16 protein-coding genes are annotated in these 16,482 nt (G+C 58.6%); 6 read left to right on the top strand and 10 right to left on the bottom strand.

The genetic code is table 11. From position 1 onward, the window contains the following. The first annotated feature begins 99 nt into the window (after window positions 1-99). Window positions 100-1,788 (top strand): chloride channel protein, encoded by a 1,689-nt coding sequence (locus FOY56_RS00820; protein WP_146343886.1) that lies wholly within the window; start codon window positions 100-102, stop codon window positions 1,786-1,788. A gap of 16 nt (window positions 1,789-1,804) precedes the next feature. On the opposite strand, the gene FOY56_RS00815 is transcribed toward FOY56_RS00820, so the two are convergent. Together FOY56_RS00815 and FOY56_RS00810 are read right to left on the bottom strand one after the other, a co-directional pair. Beyond that, window positions 1,805-2,149: a DUF427 domain-containing protein gene (locus FOY56_RS00815; RefSeq protein WP_146343885.1), complete on the bottom strand. Its 345-nt coding sequence runs from the start codon at window positions 2,147-2,149 to the stop codon at window positions 1,805-1,807. Window positions 2,150-2,210: 61 nt separating this feature from the next. After that, window positions 2,211-3,998, bottom strand: coding sequence for an aminopeptidase P family protein (locus FOY56_RS00810; protein ID WP_146343884.1), 1,788 nt, complete (start codon window positions 3,996-3,998; stop codon window positions 2,211-2,213). Window positions 3,999-4,207: 209 nt separating this feature from the next. Between FOY56_RS00810 and FOY56_RS00805 the strand changes: the two genes are divergently transcribed. Beyond that, window positions 4,208-4,567, top strand: a complete 360-nt coding sequence (locus FOY56_RS00805) for a hypothetical protein (RefSeq protein WP_146343883.1) — start codon at window positions 4,208-4,210, stop codon at window positions 4,565-4,567. A gap of 12 nt (window positions 4,568-4,579) precedes the next feature. On the opposite strand, the gene cobT is transcribed toward FOY56_RS00805, so the two are convergent. From cobT to cobS, 4 genes are all read right to left on the bottom strand, one after another. Next, a complete protein-coding gene (cobT, locus tag FOY56_RS00800) occupies window positions 4,580-6,457 on the bottom strand; it encodes a cobaltochelatase subunit CobT (protein ID WP_146343882.1) in 1,878 nt (625 codons plus the stop codon). Between the two features lie 307 nt (window positions 6,458-6,764). Further along, window positions 6,765-7,160, bottom strand: a complete 396-nt coding sequence (locus FOY56_RS00795) for a hypothetical protein (RefSeq protein ID WP_146343881.1) — start codon at window positions 7,158-7,160, stop codon at window positions 6,765-6,767. A gap of 97 nt (window positions 7,161-7,257) precedes the next feature. Next, window positions 7,258-7,938, bottom strand: a complete 681-nt coding sequence (locus FOY56_RS00790; RefSeq protein ID WP_146343880.1) for an aspartate/glutamate racemase family protein — start codon at window positions 7,936-7,938, stop codon at window positions 7,258-7,260. 47 nt (window positions 7,939-7,985) lie between these two features. Beyond that, window positions 7,986-8,972 (bottom strand): cobaltochelatase subunit CobS, encoded by a 987-nt coding sequence (gene cobS / locus FOY56_RS00785; protein WP_146343879.1) that lies wholly within the window; start codon window positions 8,970-8,972, stop codon window positions 7,986-7,988. A gap of 253 nt (window positions 8,973-9,225) precedes the next feature. Here cobS and FOY56_RS00780 point away from each other — a divergent pair, with 253 nt between their 5' ends. Beyond that, on the top strand, window positions 9,226-10,743 hold the full coding sequence (locus tag FOY56_RS00780; RefSeq protein ID WP_146343878.1) for a right-handed parallel beta-helix repeat-containing protein: 1,518 nt from the start codon (window positions 9,226-9,228) through the stop codon (window positions 10,741-10,743). A gap of 41 nt (window positions 10,744-10,784) precedes the next feature. On the opposite strand, the gene FOY56_RS00775 is transcribed toward FOY56_RS00780, so the two are convergent. Then, the gene (locus FOY56_RS00775; protein WP_146343877.1) at window positions 10,785-11,408 is read right to left on the bottom strand and encodes a DnaJ domain-containing protein; all 624 of its coding nucleotides are present in this window, start codon (window positions 11,406-11,408) and stop codon (window positions 10,785-10,787) included. A 108-nt stretch (window positions 11,409-11,516) separates the two neighbouring features. Between FOY56_RS00775 and FOY56_RS00770 the strand changes: the two genes are divergently transcribed. Continuing rightward, window positions 11,517-11,774: a BolA family protein gene (locus tag FOY56_RS00770; RefSeq protein ID WP_146343876.1), complete on the top strand. Its 258-nt coding sequence runs from the start codon at window positions 11,517-11,519 to the stop codon at window positions 11,772-11,774. Between the two features lie 11 nt (window positions 11,775-11,785). Here FOY56_RS00770 and FOY56_RS00765 read toward each other — a convergent pair whose 3' ends face one another. Continuing rightward, a complete protein-coding gene (locus tag FOY56_RS00765) occupies window positions 11,786-12,229 on the bottom strand; it encodes a DUF4177 domain-containing protein (protein ID WP_146343875.1) in 444 nt (147 codons plus the stop codon). Window positions 12,230-12,328: 99 nt separating this feature from the next. Beyond that, window positions 12,329-14,071: a serine protease gene (locus FOY56_RS00760; protein ID WP_146343874.1), complete on the bottom strand. Its 1,743-nt coding sequence runs from the start codon at window positions 14,069-14,071 to the stop codon at window positions 12,329-12,331. A 180-nt stretch (window positions 14,072-14,251) separates the two neighbouring features. On the opposite strand from FOY56_RS00760, the gene FOY56_RS00755 reads away from it, so the two are divergent. After that, window positions 14,252-15,181: a glycine--tRNA ligase subunit alpha gene (locus tag FOY56_RS00755; RefSeq protein WP_146343873.1), complete on the top strand. Its 930-nt coding sequence runs from the start codon at window positions 14,252-14,254 to the stop codon at window positions 15,179-15,181. A gap of 24 nt (window positions 15,182-15,205) precedes the next feature. On the opposite strand, the gene FOY56_RS00750 is transcribed toward FOY56_RS00755, so the two are convergent. After that, window positions 15,206-15,838: a MarC family protein gene (locus FOY56_RS00750; protein WP_146343872.1), complete on the bottom strand. Its 633-nt coding sequence runs from the start codon at window positions 15,836-15,838 to the stop codon at window positions 15,206-15,208. Between the two features lie 95 nt (window positions 15,839-15,933). Here FOY56_RS00750 and FOY56_RS00745 point away from each other — a divergent pair, with 95 nt between their 5' ends. Next, window positions 15,934-16,452 carry a DUF6446 family protein gene (locus FOY56_RS00745; protein ID WP_146343871.1) on the top strand — a complete coding sequence of 173 codons (519 nt, stop codon included), beginning with the start codon at window positions 15,934-15,936 and terminating at the stop codon, window positions 16,450-16,452. The last annotated feature ends 30 nt before the right edge of the window (window positions 16,453-16,482 follow it).

Raw genomic sequence — 16,482 nt, 5'->3', positions numbered from 1 at the left:
TTTGCGGTTGTGAAAACAATCGCTTCAATCTGCAAACCTAAGCTTTTCTGAACGCGCTCAGTGCCCTACACAGGGTTAAGACCCCTTCGAAAGCCGCCAATGGGCAAGCCAAACCGTTCCATTCTGATTTCGCAAGTCACGCAGGCCCTGACCGCGCTAAAAGACGGTTGGCGCGTTCTGCGTCATCAGGGTCCCAGCCAGATCCAGTTCTGGTTCATTGCCCTGGCAATTGGTATCGTCGCCGGGTTTGGCGCGCTGTTCTTTCGCAAGGGCATCAATGCGTTGCAAAGCTGGGTGTATGGTGCCGAAGACGTGCAGTATTTGCATTCTTTTGCGCAAGGCTTGCCGTGGTACTGGGTTTTGATCATTCCGATCTGCGGCGGTTTGATCGTCGGGTTGATTTTGCACAATTTCACCAACGATGGCCGGGTTCGATCGGTCGCTGACGTGATAGAAGGCGCAGCGATGAATGACGGTCGCGTCGAAACCAAAGAAGGGATCGCTTCGCTCTTTGCGTCGCTGATCACGCTCAGCACCGGCGGCTCCACGGGTCGGGAAGGCCCCGTTGTCCATATGGCGGGCGTTGTGTCGACCTGGGTCTGCAAGCGCATCCATGCCGATGGGATTACCGGGCGTGATCTTCTGGGATGTGCCGTGGCAGCGGCAGTTTCGGTCAGCTTTAACGCCCCCATTGCCGGAGCCCTGTTCGCGCTTGAGGTCGTGCTACGCCATTTTGCGGTTCACGCTTTCGCGCCGATCGTTATTGCGTCGGTGGCGGGGACGGTGATCAGCCGGTTGGAATATGGCAATGTCACTGAATTCTTGCTGACCACACCGGGGTCGCTGAAATTCTATGTGGAACTGCCTGCGTTCTTGTTGCTCGGCGTGATCTGCGGGTTGATCGCCGTTGTGTTGATGAAATCGATCTTTCTGGCCGAAGACATCGGAACCGCCGTGCAGGAAAAAGTCGGCTTTCCGCGCTGGCTGCGCCCGGCTGTGTCAGGCGCGATGCTGGGCGTCATTGCGATCTGGTTCCCGCATATCATCGGCGTCGGATACGAGACTACGATCCGTGCGCTCAGCGGCGATCTGATCCTGTCGCAGGTCATCGTCTTTGCGATCATCAAGGCCCTGGCCGTTGCGATCACCATGGGTGGACGCATGGGCGGCGGTGTGTTTTCACCCGCACTGATGCTTGGCGCACTAAGTGGGCTGGCCTTTGGGTACATTGCCACGGGGCTGTTGCCGAATGTGTCGGGCACACACACGCTTTATGCATTCGCGGGCATGGGCGCTGTTGCAGCAGCTGTGCTGGGCGCACCAATCTCGACGACGCTGATCGTTTTCGAACTAACCGGAGACTGGCAGATCGGGTTGGCGGTTATGGTTTCGGTCAGCCTGTCGACAGCCATCGCGTCACGCCTTGTCGACCGGTCGTTCTTTTTGACCCAGCTTGAGCGGCGCGACATTCATCTGGCCGCCGGACCGCAGGCTTATCTTCTGGCGATGCTACAGGCCGGGTCGGTCATGCGGGCCAAGGGAGATCCGCGCGGCCCCAGCGAAGACGAATGCGCCGTGCTGATCGGGCAGGGGCTGCATATCGATGCTTCAGCCACTCTGGAATCGGCCATGCTGATTTTTGATCGGGCCGAGATTGCATATCTGCCGGTTGTCGCGCAGAACGAATCCGAAGATCCGCCCGAACTGTTGGGCGCGCTCTATCATGTGGATGCGCTGAAAGCGTACAATCGCGCGCTTGCAGCAACGGCGGCCGAAGAACACTCCTAACCGCCGGATGTTGGTCTTACAGTTGTTCGACCGTCACTCCGTCACGCTCATAGAACGCAAGGTGATCCTTGATCGCGCTCACGTCATCCATGGGTGTTTCATAGCTCCAGACCGCGTTTTTGACGGTCGAAGACTTGTTCACGATGGAAAAGTAAACGGCGTCGCCCTTGTGTGGGCAATGTGTGACCTTGTCGTCCCGATCCAGAAACGCCATCGCGATATCCGCACGCGGAAAATAGATCACCGGCGCATGGTCGCCTTCGGTCAATTCCAGAGCGTTGCTTGTTTCGCCCAGAATAGCGCCGCCAGAGCGGACCGACCAGACACCCGGTGCTTTGCGGATCCTGATATGATCTGCCATTTTCAACCCTTCCCAGTGTACGTTCTGACCGTATTTGTTCGTCCGATGTAACAATCTGATGTCACAGCGGCGCTGTCGCGGCATCCAACCACACCTGAGCCGCCTTGCCCACCCGGGGGCGGATCTTTTTCGCGACGTCCGCATGATAGGCGTTCAGCCAGGCGCGCTCATCAGCCGTCAGCATATCGGGCAGGATCAGATTGCGGTCAATCGGGACATAGGTCAGCGTCCGCCAGCTTAGAAACGCCCGTTCAGGATCGCTTGTTGGCAGGGGCTGAGCCTCTTGTACAACGATCAGGTTTTCGATGCGGATGCCGAACGCGCCTTCGCGATAATATCCGGGCTCATTCGACAGGATCATACCCGGAGCAAGGGGGACGGCGCTGACCCGGCTCAGACGTTGTGGGCCTTCATGGACGCTCAGATAGGTGCCGACCCCGTGCCCGAGGCCATGATTAAAGTCCTGCCCTGCCAGCCACAACGGCATGCGCCCGATCGCTTCAATGTCACGCCCCGCCAGGCCAACCGGCCAAAGCAGGCGCGACATGGCAATCATGCCCTGCAAGACCCGCGTGAACGCGGCTTTCTTCTCGGCGTCAACATCGCCGATCCCGATGGTCCGCGTGATGTCAGTGGTTCCATCCAGGTATTGTCCGCCGCTGTCCAGAACCAGGATCTGCCCGTCTTCCAGCGTTGCGTTGGTCTCTTCCGTCACGCGATAATGCATGATGGCGCCGTGCGGACCGGTTCCCGAGATCGTTTCAAAGCTGATGTCGCGAAGCGCGTTGTCCTTGCGGCGGCAGGTTTCCAGTTTTTTGACCACATCAATCTCGGTCAGGGAGCCGGGCGTCTGATTGTCCAGCCATGCCAACAGATCGACCATGGCCGCGCCGTCGCGCAGATGCGCCTGCACCGCGCCTTCGATTTCAGCGGTGTTTTTGCAGGCCTTGGGCAGCGCGCAGGGTTCATCGCCGTCAACGGCCTTGTCCGCCAGAACATCGGCCACTTTCTGCGGGACGGTCGCATTGTTGATCCGGACCGGACCATCGAGATCGGAAAGCCGGTTCAAAAACGACGCCGGGTCTTTGAGCGCGACTTCAGGGCCAAAATGGTCTTCCAGCCCTTTCAGTTTTTCTGCCGCCATGAACAAATCGACCCGGGCATCAGCATGCAAAATCGCAAATCCATGCGCCACCGGGATATGCGCAATGTCGGTGCCGCGAATGTTCAGCAACCACATGATTGAATCGGGCAAGGTGATGATGGCGGCCGTTTGCCCGGACTCCTGCAAGTCTGTTGCAAGCCGCGCAATCTTTGACCCGGCACTTTCCCCTGCAAACTCAAGGGGGTGTGCCACGACCTTGTTCATCGGTGGGGCGGGCTGGTCTTCCCAGATCCGGTCGACAAGATTGTCGCATCGCGCAAGGGATATCCCCGTGCCCTCAAGCGCCAAGGATGCTTTGTCGATTTCGGCAACCGTGTGAAGCCAGGGGTCAAAACCGACTTTTCCAGCCTTCAGGTTGTCTTTCAGCCAATCGGCAAGGTTCACATCCGGCCAGGGCACCGGTGTGAAATCCTCGGCGACCTGTTCTTTGACCTGCGTGCGGTACCGACCGTCGATGAACACGCCAGCAATGTTCTGCAAGGCGGCGCAGAACCCGGCCGATCCGGTAAACCCTGTCAGCCAGGACAATCGTTCATCGTGGCGCGAAACATATTCGCCTTGATGCGCGTCCGCGCGAGGGATCAAAAATCCGTCAAGACCCTCACGGGTCATTTCCTCCCGAAGCGCGGAAAGACGAGGGGGGCCTTGTTCAGGCTGTGCGGTGACCGCGAAGGATTGATACATGGTCCGGTCTTTCCTGCGTGTTGCGACGGAGTACAGAAGAAGCGCTTCGAGCGCTGGGTTCAAGACAAGATTTCGCGCCTGTCACATGTTATCTGAAATAAGAGAATACATCGCTCGGCTGGCAAAGGCGCGTGGCCCCTTCGCATTCTCGGAAGCGACGTGTAACGTTGTATTTATTTCGACACATGAAAGCGATTTTGGGGACAGCAGTGACAAAGATAAAGCGTGTTAGCCTGGCCGTTCTGGCAGTATTGGCGGCGGTCCCCGCCGTCGTTCTGGCGGACGATGAACCACCGAAACCGGAAACGCTGGCCGTTGACGCGCTGGTAGACAAGTTCGGGAACCCGAAATCGGCTGTCAATCTGCAGATCTCGCGCCCCGAGACCAGCGGGAAGCTTTACCGTTTCTGCGCGACCACCGACGGGTTCAACAAGTCAGGCCACTTCATAGGCCTGACATATTGGGAGATTATTCTGGACCCTGACGATCCGGATCGGGCCAAGGTCAGGGACGTCACGGGATTGTTCTCCGACTGCTATAGCGCGCGATTTCACACGCCACAGGACTGATCCCACAGCCGGTCAGCTGGCCCTGCGGATTCCCATCACCCGGGCCCGGGCGCGGGGATCGCTGTCGAACAGGGCGGCCAGCTGTTCAGTGATCGCACCCGCCAACTGCTCAACGTCAGTGATCGTCACGGCCCGGTCATAATACCGGGTCACGTCATGTCCGATGCCGATCGCCAACAGTTCAACCTGTTTGCGGCGCTCGACCATGGCGATCACATCGCGCAGGTGCTTTTCCAGATAATTGGCCGGGTTCACTGACAACGTGGAATCATCCACCGGAGCCCCATCCGAGATCACCATCAGGATCTTGCGGGCCTCGGGGCGTCCCGCCATCCGACGGTGTGCCCATTCCAGAGCTTCGCCATCGATGTTCTCTTTCAGAAGCCCTTCCTTCATCATCAGGCCCAGGTTCTGACGGGTCCGGCGCATCGGAGAATCGGCGGATTTATAGATGATGTGGCGCAGGTCGTTCAGACGCCCGGGTTGTTGCGGACGACCTTCGTTCAGCCATGCCTCGCGGGCCTGACCGCCCTTCCAGGCGCGGGTGGTAAAGCCAAGGATTTCGACCTTCACGTTGCAGCGTTCCAGCGTCCGGGCCAGAACGTCGGCACAGATCGCTGCGATGGAAATCGGGCGACCGCGCATCGATCCGGAATTGTCCAGAAGCAGGGTCACCACGGTGTCGCGGAATTCGGTGTCTTTCTCGATCTTGAAGCTGAGCGGCGTCGTCGGGTTCGCCACAACACGGGCCAGACGTCCGGCATCAAGCGTGCCTTCTTCCAGATCAAATTCCCAGCTGCGGTTCTGTTGCGCCTGCAGGCGGCGCTGCAATTTGTTCGCCAGTCGCGACACGGCGCCTTTCAGCGGCTCAAGTTGCTGATCAAGGTAGGCCCGCAACCGTTCCAGCTCGGCGGGTTCGGCAAGATCCTCAGCGGCGACTTCTTCGTCGTGATCGCTCAGATACACCTTATAGTCGGGATCGGCTTCCGAAGCGGGGGGCGGCGAGGGCGGTTCCAGCGGCGCCTCACCATCCGGCATTTCGGTTTCTTCCGACATTTCTTCGTCGGCAAGTTCGTCCATGCTGACCTGGGCTTCGGACTGATCCTGCTGATCTTCCTGGCTTTGCTCGGGGTCGGCTTCGGCCTGGCTGTCGTCCTGATCATCCTGTCCGGTCGAATCGGGATCCTGCTGCTCTTCCGCGTCTTCTTCGGCCTGATCGTCCTGGTCTTCGTCCTGGGCATCGGGGTCGTCGCCCAGTTGATCGCCATACCCCAGATCTGAAATCACCTGACGGGCAAATTTGGCGAACTCGGTTTGGTTGGACAGCGTGTCGTCCAGCGATTCCAGCGTGCCGCCGGCCTGTTCTTCGATGAACCCGCGCCACAGTTCCATGACGTTGGAGGCCCCTTTGGGCAGATCGCGCCCGGTGGCCAAATGGCGGATCAGATAGCCAGCCGCAACGGGCAGCGGCGCATCGGCGGTGTCTTTGCACGAGTCATACCCGCGCCGGATCGCTTCGTTGGCGATTTTGACGTCGATATTGCTGGCCGTGCCGGGCATGTCGCGCGCGCCCATCGCCTCGCACCGGGCTGTTTCCATCGCTTCATACAGGTCCCGCGCCAGATCGCCGGGCGGCGCATACCGCGCATGGATGCCGTCGTCGTGATACTTGCGCTGCAACGCAAGTGCGTCGGCTGTGCCACGAGCCAGCAGAACTTCTTCGCGGGTCATCCGGCGCGACACTTGCGGCAGGCGCATTGCATCGCCAGAAACCCCAGAGGGATCGACCGTGTAGGTGACCGAAAGTTCCGGGTCGTCAGCCATCACTTTGGTGGCCTCTGCGAGGGCCTTCTTGAAGGGATCGGCTGGGTTATCGTTGGGCTTGTTCATGGGCCGTGTTAAATCACGCTCCAAGGGGCAGAGGCAAGCGAAACAGACGTGCTGACGCGACGGTTTTGAGCCTCGCTTGGTTGCTTTTGATACCAGCGATCAAGTGCCGCGGCACAGTGATACGGGACGAGCCGTTTTCCGTATCACCCGCCATCAGCGTTTGGGGCACAGATTGTCCTGCAGACTTGGAATCCTCTTTAAGTTAACGCAGCTCTGATGCAGAAAAACATATGCCTCGTCAGGCAGGTTCATCTGATCTGATTAAGAAACCATGAAAATTGAAACGATCTGGGCAGCGACAGTCCGATCAGCCCAGCAAAACCGAGTCACACTGAGCCACCATGCGGGTCGCAACCTGCGCCGCGCGCTGCGCGTCTGCCGCATTGTCGTTGAATGTTGCGCGGGTCAGCAGGCTGGCGTGGGCCATTTTGGCGTCGATCCGCCAGTTCAGAACCGATCGCCCGGCATCGGGCGGCATCATCGCCTGCAATATCTCCAGAACATTGGCCCGCCGCGATTTCGTGTGCTCGGATGCCGTGCCATCGAACATCCATTGATGCTCCATCAAGGCCGACAACCTTCCGGCACAACTGGCAAAGAACTGCAGGCGAGTCGTGGGGTCGGCGCTGTCGACCGCCTGCGACGGCCCGTTCAGGCCGCAAATCAGGACAAGGCCCAGAGAAATAGTTTTCAAACTGCCCATGAAGTAGACATTAGCGAATAATTCTTAAGCGCCAATGTTTTTTTCAAGTCGCTGGCATCGGATGGCCGGGTTTATCCGTCTGACAAGGCGCCTGTTTTCAAACCGGCGACCGCCCTGTGGCAATCTTGGCCAGAAGGTCCACATGCACATCCAAGGCATCAACGACGCGATATCCCGGATCTTGCCCGTCAAAGGCAAGGTTCAGATCGGTACCGGCCAGAACCACGGCATCGGCCCCAAGATCATCCACCATGCGGCGTCCTGCATCCAGAAACAGCGCCCGTTGGTCGGGGGAGCACACACCGGCAACAGCCATATCCTGATAGCTTTGCCCAATCGCGTCGATCTCGTCATCCAGTGCGACGCCTTCGGTGCGTTCAAGCTGACCGTACAGACGCGTTTGCATGACAACGCGGGTGCCCAGCAGGCCGACTTTTCCCAAGCCTTCGGCAGCAAAGAAATCGTCCAGCGGAGTCACAGCCGAGATCAGGGGCAGGGAAGACAGCGGCACGGTTTCATTGAAACAGAAATGCCCGCCCAGAGAGGTAATCGCTGCGCAATCGGCACCCGCGGCCTTCAACCTGTCGATCAGCGCAGCATAGACTTGCGCCTGCGCCTCGCGATCATCGGCCAGGTTATTGCGGATCAGCTCATGAACATCGGCATGGACGATGGTCAGATCGGCCTTACCGCCCAGCTCTTCGATCCGGGCGGTAAGTCGTTTGTAGTACACGATGGTGGCGGCAACGCCGATGCCGCCGATCAGGCCAATATGCATGGTCTTCTCCCCTTTGGGCTGCCAAATCGGGACAACCCGCAGGAAGGTTAGCCCAAGCTGGCGCTTGCTGCGCTTTCCGGCAGTTCTTCATCAAAACAGCGCTGATAGAACTCGGCCACGGTCTGACGCTCAAGCTCGTCACATTTGTTCAGGAACGACAGGCGGAAGGCGTATCCAACATCGCGGAAGATCTCGGCGTTCTGGGCCCAGTTGATCACGGTCCGCGGGCTCATCACGGTCGACAGATCACCGTTCATGAAGGCGGTCCGGGTCAGGTCGGCGACGGTCACCATCTGGGCAACGGTCTTGCGACCCTTTTCGGTGTTGTAATGCGGTGCTTTCGACAGAACGATCATGGTTTCCGCATCATGGCTCAGATAGTTCAGCGTCGCGACCAGCGACCAGCGGTCCATCTGGGCCTGGTTGATCTGTTGTACACCGTGATAAAGACCAGTGGTGTCGCCCAGGCCGACGGTGTTCGCGGTTGCGAACAGGCGGAAATAGGGGTGCGGCGTGATAATTTCGTTCTGATCCAGCAAGGTCAGCTTGCCGTCATGCTCCAGCACACGCTGAATAACGAACATCACATCGGCACGGCCCGCGTCGTATTCGTCAAACACAATCGCTGTCGGATTGCGCAACGCCCAGGGCAGAATACCTTCGTGAAATTCGGTGACCTGCTTGCCATCGCGCAACTTGATCGCGTCTTTGCCGATCAGATCGATCCGGCTGATATGGCTATCCAGGTTAACCCGCACTGTCGGCCAGTTCAGCCGTGCGGCGACCTGTTCGATGTGCGTGGATTTTCCTGTGCCGTGATAGCCTTGGATCATCACGCGGCGGTTATGGGAAAACCCGGCAAGGATCGCGCGGGTTGTGTCAGGATCGAACTTATAGGTCGGGTCAAGCGCCGGCACGCGCTCGCTGGTTTCGGCAAAACCTTTCACCGTCATGTCGGTGTCGATTCCGAACACGTCGCGAACCGAAATCTCTTCGGTGGGTTTTGCGTTTACATCAATCGCGCCGTCAACCATGCCGTCTGTCCTTTTTCCTAGCCCCATGTCGGGGTCCGAACCCCGCACGTGGTGCAACATTACGCTGGGAAGGGCAAGGGGCAGCGCGCAAGGCTGTTGCGTCACAAAGTGGTTTTCTGATGCAGAGGTTTAAACCGGACTGAATTGAAACTTGTGACGCGGGTTGACGTCATTTAACGTTACGTCATTTAAATTGGGCGGATCAGGATTACACGACCTGGGTCAGCCGCAATTAACTTTGGAGACGTTCGATATGGCACATATTCTGGCCGCACCCAGCACTCAGGTCTTTCGTCGGCAAACCTCTGAGAACCCGGAATGGGCGTTTGATTTGCAGACGGCCATCAACAAGGCCCGACCCGGTGATGTCGTAGAATTGCTGCCGGGCCGCTTTCCAATCCCGGCGACCTTGTCGGTCAGCGGAACGGCGAAGGCTCCTATTGTGCTGCGGGGGGCTTCTTCGGGCCAGTCGGTGCTGTGCGGCGGAACCACACGTGATCACGGGCGTCATAGCGGTATGGAGCCCTTGGACGGCGATCATGCGGTGCTCAAGCTGATCCGGGCGAATCATATCGTTCTGGAAGGTTTGTTCTTTGAAGATCCCTGGCCCACGGCGATCTATATGCGGTCCTGCACTGACGTGATGATCCGGAATTGTCATGCGGTCGGAGGGCGGTATTTTATCTATGCGCGACAACATACTGACCTCCCGACCGAACGGATTACACTGGATGCGTTGACCTGGGTTCAGGATGCAGACCACGACATGTGGTCGGGCCGTGTAAGCTGGCCCGAGGTCAAGGCGCAGCGAGGCCATTTTGACGCCAGTTTTTTCAACGGCGCGATGTTCGGGTCATTTGACATCAACGGGGGCGTCACAATTCGAAACTGCGCCGTGGCGCATGCGTTCAACGTGATCCGGATGGATGTGCGTGACGGCCGTTTCAAACGGGGAAAAAACGGGCTGTCGGTGTCGCGCAATTGCGATGTCGCGATTTACAACAACAGCTTTGCCTTTGTGCGCGACAATGCCATCGAACCGGAAGCCGCAGCGCAGAACTGGCGGGTTTTCAACAACAGGTTTTATAACGTTCACGCCGCCTTTTCTCTGGACGGCGTCGCATCGCGGGACATGCTGTTTGTATCAAACACCATCCTGAACGATCACAAACCCGGGTTGCTCGGACAGCAAAATCAGGGCGGCAAAGTATTCAAATTTCTCAAGTCCCCGGACAAAATCGAAAAACCAAGGCCGCGGGAAAACCTGTGCTCCGCGTTCAATTCGGTCCTGTCCCGGACGAGCTATGCCAAGAAGGGCGCGACGCAGCACTGGCTGGACGCAAACACCGCGATTGGCCTTTTTCACGCCGATTATCCGAAGATAAAAGGCAAGCCGCGCCCGGTGTTTTACAAAATGGCATGGCACGACGGGATCAAGGTTCAGGGTATGGCGACGAATGACACAACCTTTCCAGAGGATTATCAGACAGAGAAGGGTGATATCGACGGGTTTGCCAGCCTAAGCGCAGTTTTCGTCCCTCCGGATTTTGAAAGGAATCCCCATGATTTCCTCGGAGGGTGGAACGGAAGACTGGATAAATCCGCAGAGCTCAAGGCCTTGACGGTAGAGACGCTGACGCTGTCGCGGGCGGATGGGCCCGATGTGGTGTTTCCGGCCGGCCTGAACCCGGGCGCGCAGGATCTGGATGCTCTTGGATTGACCGATATGCTGGCAACGCACACCGCCAAATCGACCCGTGACGTCGCCTAGAGTCGATTTACCAGACCAGCCCAGGTAAAAACCCGGGGTGGCTATTTGAAGTTGCGGCTGTCTTTCAGCTGATCCCAGGCCCACATGACTTCTTGCAGCTGTTCTTCCTGACTGCGGTCGCCGCCGTTCATGTCGGGGTGCAGAACCTTGATCAGCTTTTTGTACGACTTGCGCACGTCGGCTTTTGACCAATGATCCTTGGCTTCCAAAATCTCGACAGCGCGGCGCTCGGTCGGGGGCAGGCGGCGTCCGGTGGTGACACCCCGGCCCGGGTTCTGTGTGGCGTTCCCGCCCAGAACCTGATGCGGGTCCTCGATGCCAAGACGGGCCCAGGCGCGGGCCTCGGGATCGCCCATCGGCTTGGTTTCGCGTTCCCAGACCTTGTCTTTGCTTTGCTGGGCATTCAACTCGGCCTCGGTGGTGCCGTCGAAGAAATTCCAGGTCTGATTGTACTCGCGCACATGCTGCTGACAGAACCAGAAAAAATCATCCAGAACGTCGGGCGCTTTGGGCGCGCGGAATTTCCCCGGTTCCTGACATCCTTCGTGATCGCACAACCGAACAGATGTCTCGGACGCACCAGACATGCTGCGCCGCCCACGAGGGTTCTTTTTCTTTGCGGATGACACCGACATGTCAAACCCGAAGGGATCTGATTTAGCCATTACCCAGACCTTTCTGCTAACGCCTGCTCGACTCGGACGACAGAGTTTAGTCTATGGGTCGCCAGATAGAAGAGGGGGACGGCATTTTTTTTGCCGTAATTGGACAACATGCGCGTAACTGACGAAATTCAAAGCCGACTTGAGACCGCTTTTTCGCCAACAAGGCTTGAGGTCGTTGACGACAGCGAAAGCCACCGCGGCCATGGCGGGTATCAAGAGGGCGGAGAGAGCCATTTCAATGTCCTGATCCGGTCTTCGGCCTTTCAGGGGCAAAGCCGGATCCAGCGCCACCGCGCCGTGCATACGGCGCTTGGCCCCGAGCTTGTGGCGAAGATTCACGCGCTGTCGCTGGACATCGGCGAATAATCGCTGGTTGCTCAGCGTCGCGGCTCGTCTTCGGGCGGGTCGTACTCCAGTTCTGACTCATCTTCCCAATCGTCGTACTCTTCTTCTGGCTCCTCCGTGACCAGTGACAGGCGTGGAGAATCCTCGACAGCTTCCAAGGGCGGATCGGCTGTGAAGGTGGGCGGCTCATCGAAAGGCGCAGGGGCAAGAACCGGTCTGGGCTGAAGCACATCAATGTCGGTTTCGACCTGACGGCGGAACACCAGCACGTTGCGCCAGTTCACGGTTGACCCGGTCAGGCCACTGCGTTCATCGCTTGGCAGCAGTTCCGCACGGACATATTCCCATCCGTCTGCGGCCAGATCGTTCAGTGTGGTTTCGATGGCCCGCGCAAAGCGGCCCTCCTGTGACTTCACGCCTTTGGCCTTCTGGCCTTTGGACGGGGCAGGGACAACTTTGTATTCGAAGCGGGGCATCGCGATTCCTGAAACGGGTAAGACAGCCGCGCCAATCTAACGATTTTGCCCGCAAGGGGAATAGGCCGCGCCCGGAAAGCGCGACCCGTCAGGTGATCTTCAGTCCCAGCAACTGACCAGAACGGTCATGCCGGTGGCCAGTCGGCTCAGATCATCCGGGGCAAGCGTGCGGGCAGCAAAGCTGGTCTGAATCTCCACTCCCTCGGCCCTCAGCGCATCGCGGATCGTATCCGCATCGGTCAGAAAGCTGACGTCGTCGGGCAGCCGTTGCCCGTTTTCCGGGGAAGGGGCCAGCATACCAAGCACGCCGCCCTGTTCGTCCATGACCGGGCCACCCGCATCACCGGGCAAGGGGGTCAGATCCAGTCGCGATATGTTGGTCTCACCTTGCAGGCCTTTGACATCGGCCACCGTGCCGAACGTCAGTGTCGCTGCCCCCAAGACACCGCCATAGGAATAGCCTGCCACGGCGACCTTGGCCTGAAGCACGGGTTTTCCGATCCGCATGCCCGCCACCGAAATCGGGGCCAGCGCCTGTTTCGGTTTCAGGATCGCAAGGCCCGATGTGGGATCAGATGCAACCAGAGTGGCGTCATACTCGTGGTCCAGCGTGATCCGGGTACACCCCGAAACGGTCGACACTGCTGTCACGACTGTCCCTTGTTTATCCACAAAAAATCCCGACCGCGAAAATTTCGGTTTGCGCACCTGCAGGCCCGAAACCAGATCGATGTTTTGTGGCTGGTCGCCGCCTTCGGCCGGATCAAGAACGCCATCAAGCCGGTCAAAGCTGGCCTTCATCGCGGCCAGCACACGGGTCCGGCGGGCTTCATCGCCCTGAGGCCAGACCAATGTGAACCCCTTGATTTCGCCCTTTGTCAGGCGTGCTTCGGTATAGGACACAATGCCATTGCCACGCCCCTCAAGCGTAAAGCGATCCTTGCTCCGCTCGCGCGGCCCATCAAGGGGGACGATCTTCAGCGTTTGCATGATGTCATACAGGCCGAACAATGTGCGCTGATCACCGGGTTGGCTGATCAAAAGAACCCGCGCGCCCAGATCTGTGGCCGCATCATAGTGGGCAAACGGGGGCTCATATCGAGAAAACCGCACGACGTCGGCGGGCATTTCCATGCCAATCCCGGCTTTCAGGTCATTCTTTCGGCGCATACCGACGCTGATCAGCGGGGCATTGTACTGATCCATCAACGTCTGCCTTTGAAGCGTGGTCAGAATGCCCGTCGGCTCAAACTGGTTATTGATCTGCCATTCCGCCATCGAACGGCGCGTGCCCCGCCCAAAGGCGCCATCGATGGTCGAGTTATAGAACCCGGCGGCTTGCAGCGCGATCTGAAGGTCCTTGCGTTCGTCCCGGGTCAACAATTGCTCGCCGCGACGGGCTTGCGATGGTGTTTCGTCAGCAGGTTCGGGCGTCGGTGCCTCAACTTGCGTCTCGGGTTCGGGCTGAGGCACCGGGGCCGTCACCGCGCCGCGGTTCAGGATATCCGCGCCGACTGGCCAGAACTGCTGGCCCAATTGCCGGGTCTGAACCAGAAAACTGTCTCGGGGGATCTGCCGTTCGGCCCGATAGACCTGCAAGACCCGGCGCGCATCATCCGGTGTATAGGGCCCCAGAACGATGCCGTACCAGCTCCCACCCAGAGAGAACCCGTTCACATCGGCCAGTTGCGCGGCATAGTCGCGGGCGCGGTTCTGCGCCACGGTCAGGCTGGGGTGGGCTTCGATCTGCACCCAGGCCACATCGGGAGGTGCCTGCTGGGCCGAAACGGCGGGGGCAAAGACGGTGAAGATAAGCAATACCGCTGCAAACAGTCTTTTCATTCCAATACTCGGGCCTCAGATCCAATTTCACTGTTCTACATAGTCGACATAGCGGGGCATTGGCTATGGGCAATTCATAGGCTCGCTTCCCTGTGATGCGCCGTTGACCCTGACCAGCGGGGGGCATAGGAAAGGCGCGCATTCGCGTCGCCTTTGGCGGCGGGCAAAGGGGATCAGACCATGACCGACCAGATCAGCGCTCCGCGGTCCTTTCAGGAGATCATTTTGCGGCTTCAAACCTATTGGGCCGCAAAGGGCTGCGCCGTGCTGCAGCCCTATGATATGGAGGTTGGCGCCGGGACATTTCACCCCGCCACCACGCTGCGGTCGCTGGGCTCGAAACCCTGGGCTGCTGCCTATGTGCAACCTTCGCGCCGCCCGACCGACGGGCGCTATGGCGAAAACCCCAACCGGTTGCAGCACTATTATCAGTATCAGGTCCTGATCAAACCCAGCCCGCCCGATTTGCAGGAACTCTATCTCGGATCGCTTGCCGCGATTGGGATCGACATGACGCTGCACGACATCCGCTTTGTCGAAGACGATTGGGAAAGCCCGACGTTGGGCGCCTGGGGACTGGGGTGGGAGGTCTGGTGCGATGGTATGGAAGTCAGCCAATTCACCTATTTCCAGCAAGTTGGCGGCCATGACTGCCATCCGGTGTCAGGCGAACTGACCTATGGGCTTGAGCGTCTGGCGATGTACGTCCTTGGCGTCGATCATGTCATGGACATGCCCTACAATGATCCACAAGCACCGATCCCGCTCAGCTATGGCGACGTCTTTGCCCAGACCGAGGCCGAATACAGCCGCTGGAATTTCGACATTGCCAACACGGACGTGTTGCTGCGCCATTTTGAAGAGGCCGAGGCCGAATGCGCGGATATCCTGTCACATCCCTATGAGGATCCGAAAACCGGCAAGCGCATTGTCATGGTGCACCCGGCGTATGACCAGTGCATCAAGGCCAGCCACATCTTCAACCTGCTTGACGCGCGCGGTGTGATTTCGGTGACCGAACGCCAGGCCTATATCGGTCGCGTCCGCGCATTGTCCAAGCAATGCGCAGATGCGTTCGTACAGACCGAGGCAGGCGGTTTCGCAACCTAGATACCGATCAGGAGGCCAACGATGTCAGGCGAGGCCAGGCAGCAAGGATTTCAACCCATCGGTGATCATTGCCATGGCGATGGCGGCCAGGATCATGCCCATCAGCCGGCTCATGATCACGCGCATGCTGCTTGTCAGGTGCTTGCTCAACGTGGGCGCGTTCCAGAAAACCAGGACCAAAAGCGCGATGATACCTGCAAAAACGCCAATGTAGGCAGCCATATCCGTCGGTGTCTTGATCTTGTGAGCGAACAGGATCAGCGTGGTGATCGTGCCCGGACCCACCAGGATCGGAAAGGTCAAAGGATAGAACGCCACAGTATCGACGGCGGGATAGCTTTCCTTTTCTTCGTCAGTCCCGTGGTGCGAACTGCTTTTCTCGCCGTGCAGCATGTTCAGACCGATCAGCAGAACGACCAGCCCGCCCGCCAATCGGAAATCGTCGACGCTGATGCCGAAAAAGTTCAAAGCCTGCTGGCCGGCGAACGCGAACAGCGCGCCCATAATCGTACAATAAAGCGCGGTTTTCAGCGCAACCTGGCGCTGTTGCGCGGGCGTGGCCCCATCCGTCACCGTCAAAAAGACCGGCAAGTTGGTGATTGGGTTCATAATCGCGAACAGCGCGCCGAAAAACGTGACCGCAAAATGCGTATCCAATGGAATGATCCTTATCTTCTTCTTGGGAGATCGCGACCACTGTGTCCTGTTCCAGGCCAAAACGAAAGGGCGCAATCCGCCCGGGAGAGTATCGTATGAGCGGCAAGATCATTGCCATCGTCATCGTGGTCTGCGCTGCGGTGGCCGCCGGGTGGATGTATTACCTGCAAGTCTATGGGTATTATTACAACGTGACATCCGTTCCCGGTCAGGACGTTCTGTTGGTGCGCCAGGACAGTCAGGTCTCTGAACCCATTCTGTACACGGCGTTCGAAGCCATTGATGCCGACAGTTCTCCGATCCGATATAGGGCCTGTTTCGAAACCTCGCTCACCCCGGATGAACTGAAAGCCAAATACGTCGTACAGCCAGCCGGTGAACCGCGGGTCGCGCCGGGTTGGTTCGAGTGTTTTGATGCAGAAGCGATCGGGGAAGCCATCGAATCTGGTGCGCTGACGGTGTATCTGGGCGAAAAGAACATCTTTTACGGCGTTGACCGCGTGGTCGGGATCGGGGCCGATGGACGCGGCTGGGTCTGGCACGAACTGAACGAATGTGGCCACAAGGAATATGACGGGACCGTCGTTGGTGAAGAGTGCCCGGCACGGCCTTGAAACAGATAGAAAACTTGTCTTCAGGATCTA

This window comes from Falsiphaeobacter marinintestinus (assembly GCF_007923355.1).
In the GTDB taxonomy this organism is placed as follows: domain Bacteria; phylum Pseudomonadota; class Alphaproteobacteria; order Rhodobacterales; family Rhodobacteraceae; genus Phaeobacter_A; species Phaeobacter_A marinintestinus.
The sequence above is the reverse complement of the archived record's forward strand: the minus strand, read 5'-3'. Positions and strand labels throughout refer to the sequence as shown.

Bases quoted from the DNA above. Each gene is read 5' to 3' on its own strand.
- FOY56_RS00820 (WP_146343886.1), top strand. From the start codon at position 100: ATGGGCAAGCCAAACCGTTCCATTCTGATTTCGCAAGTCACGCAGGCC.
- FOY56_RS00815 (WP_146343885.1), bottom strand. From the start codon at position 2,149: ATGGCAGATCATATCAGGATCCGCAAAGCACCGGGTGTCTGGTCGGTC.
- FOY56_RS00810 (WP_146343884.1), bottom strand. From the start codon at position 3,998: ATGTATCAATCCTTCGCGGTCACCGCACAGCCTGAACAAGGCCCCCCT.
- cobT (WP_146343882.1), bottom strand. From the start codon at position 6,457: ATGAACAAGCCCAACGATAACCCAGCCGATCCCTTCAAGAAGGCCCTC.
- FOY56_RS00795 (WP_146343881.1), bottom strand. From the start codon at position 7,160: ATGGGCAGTTTGAAAACTATTTCTCTGGGCCTTGTCCTGATTTGCGGC.
- FOY56_RS00790 (WP_146343880.1), bottom strand. From the start codon at position 7,938: ATGCATATTGGCCTGATCGGCGGCATCGGCGTTGCCGCCACCATCGTG.
- cobS (WP_146343879.1), bottom strand. From the start codon at position 8,972: ATGGTTGACGGCGCGATTGATGTAAACGCAAAACCCACCGAAGAGATT.
- FOY56_RS00780 (WP_146343878.1), top strand. From the start codon at position 9,226: ATGGCACATATTCTGGCCGCACCCAGCACTCAGGTCTTTCGTCGGCAA.
- FOY56_RS00775 (WP_146343877.1), bottom strand. From the start codon at position 11,408: ATGGCTAAATCAGATCCCTTCGGGTTTGACATGTCGGTGTCATCCGCA.
- FOY56_RS00770 (WP_146343876.1), top strand. From the start codon at position 11,517: ATGCGCGTAACTGACGAAATTCAAAGCCGACTTGAGACCGCTTTTTCG.
- FOY56_RS00765 (WP_146343875.1), bottom strand. From the start codon at position 12,229: ATGCCCCGCTTCGAATACAAAGTTGTCCCTGCCCCGTCCAAAGGCCAG.
- FOY56_RS00760 (WP_146343874.1), bottom strand. From the start codon at position 14,071: ATGAAAAGACTGTTTGCAGCGGTATTGCTTATCTTCACCGTCTTTGCC.
- FOY56_RS00755 (WP_146343873.1), top strand. From the start codon at position 14,252: ATGACCGACCAGATCAGCGCTCCGCGGTCCTTTCAGGAGATCATTTTG.
- FOY56_RS00745 (WP_146343871.1), top strand. From the start codon at position 15,934: ATGAGCGGCAAGATCATTGCCATCGTCATCGTGGTCTGCGCTGCGGTG.